This window comes from Streptomyces sp. NPDC058291 (assembly GCF_042880855.1).
Classification (GTDB): domain Bacteria; phylum Actinomycetota; class Actinomycetes; order Streptomycetales; family Streptomycetaceae; genus Streptomyces.
In genome coordinates, this window is record NZ_JBHVYK010000177.1 from 1 (window position 1) to 1,552 (window position 1,552).

Sequence of the window (1,552 nt, forward strand, 5' to 3'; positions counted from 1 at the left end):
CCGGACACCTTCGAGGACACTCCGGCCAAGGACCGCGATCCCGAGTGGTTCAAGCGCGCGGTCTTCTACGAGGTCCTCGTCCGCTCCTTCCAGGACAGCAACGGCGACGGCGTCGGCGACCTCAAGGGCATCACCGCCAAACTCGACTACCTGCAATGGCTCGGAGTCGACTGCCTCTGGCTGCCGCCCTTCTTCAAATCCCCCCTGCGCGACGGCGGATACGACGTCTCCGACTACACCGCCGTCCTCCCCGAGTTCGGCGACCTCGCCGACTTCGTCGAGTTCGTCGACGCCGCCCACCAACGCGGCATGCGCGTCATCATCGACTTCGTCATGAACCACACCAGCGACCAGCACCCGTGGTTCCAGGAATCGAGGAAGGACCCCGACGGCCCCTACGGCGACTACTACATGTGGGCCGACGACGACAAACAGTACGGCGACGCCCGCATCATCTTCGTCGACACCGAAGTCTCCAACTGGACCTTCGACCCCGTCCGCAAGCAGTACTTCTTCCACCGCTTCTTCTCCCACCAGCCCGACCTCAACTACGAGAACCCCGCCGTCCAGGACGAGATGATCTCCGCGCTGCGGTTCTGGCTCGACCTCGGGATCGACGGCTTCCGCCTCGACGCCGTGCCCTACCTGTACGCCGAGGAGGGCACGAACTGCGAGAACCTCCCCGCGACGCACGAGTTCCTCAAGCGGGTCCGCAAGGAGATCGACGCGGCCTACCCGGACACCGTGATCCTGGCCGAGGCCAACCAGTGGCCCGAGGACGTCGTCGACTACTTCGGCGACTACGCCTCCGGCGGCGACGAATGCCACATGGCGTTCCACTTCCCCGTCATGCCCCGCATCTTCATGGCCGTCCGCCGCGAATCGCGCTACCCCGTCTCCGAGATCCTCGCCAAGACCCCCGCGATCCCCGCCAACTGCCAATGGGGCATCTTCCTGCGCAACCACGACGAGCTCACCCTCGAAATGGTCACCGACGAAGAACGCGACTACATGTACGCCGAATACGCGAAAGACCCGCGTATGCGCGCCAACATCGGCATCCGCCGCCGCCTCGCCCCCCTCCTCGACAACGACCGCAACCAGATCGAACTCTTCACCGCCCTGCTGCTGTCCCTGCCCGGCTCGCCGATCCTCTACTACGGCGACGAGATCGGCATGGGCGACAACATCTGGCTCGGCGACCGCGACGCCGTGCGCACCCCCATGCAGTGGACCCCCGACCGCAACGCCGGCTTCTCCTCCTGCGACCCCGGCCGGCTCTCCCTGCCCACCATCATGGACCCCGTCTACGGCTACCAGGTCACCAACGTCGAGGCGTCGATGTCCTCGCCCTCCTCGCTGCTGCACTGGACCCGCCGCATGATCGAGATCCGCAAACAGAACCACGCCTTCGGCCTGGGCACCTACACCGAACTGCCCTCCTCCAACCCCGCCGTCCTGGCCTTCCTGCGCGAACACGAGGACGACCTGGTGCTGTGCGTGCACAACTTCTCACGCTTCGCACAGCCCACCGAGCTCGACCTCAGCCGCT

At 65.7% G+C, this 1,552-nt stretch carries 1 protein-coding gene; it reads left to right on the top strand.

What is annotated here, in order from left to right; translation table 11 throughout:
• The coding region (treS, locus tag ACFVYK_RS37940) for a maltose alpha-D-glucosyltransferase (RefSeq protein WP_389781292.1) at nucleotides 1–1,552 on the top strand (1,552 nt) is incomplete at both ends.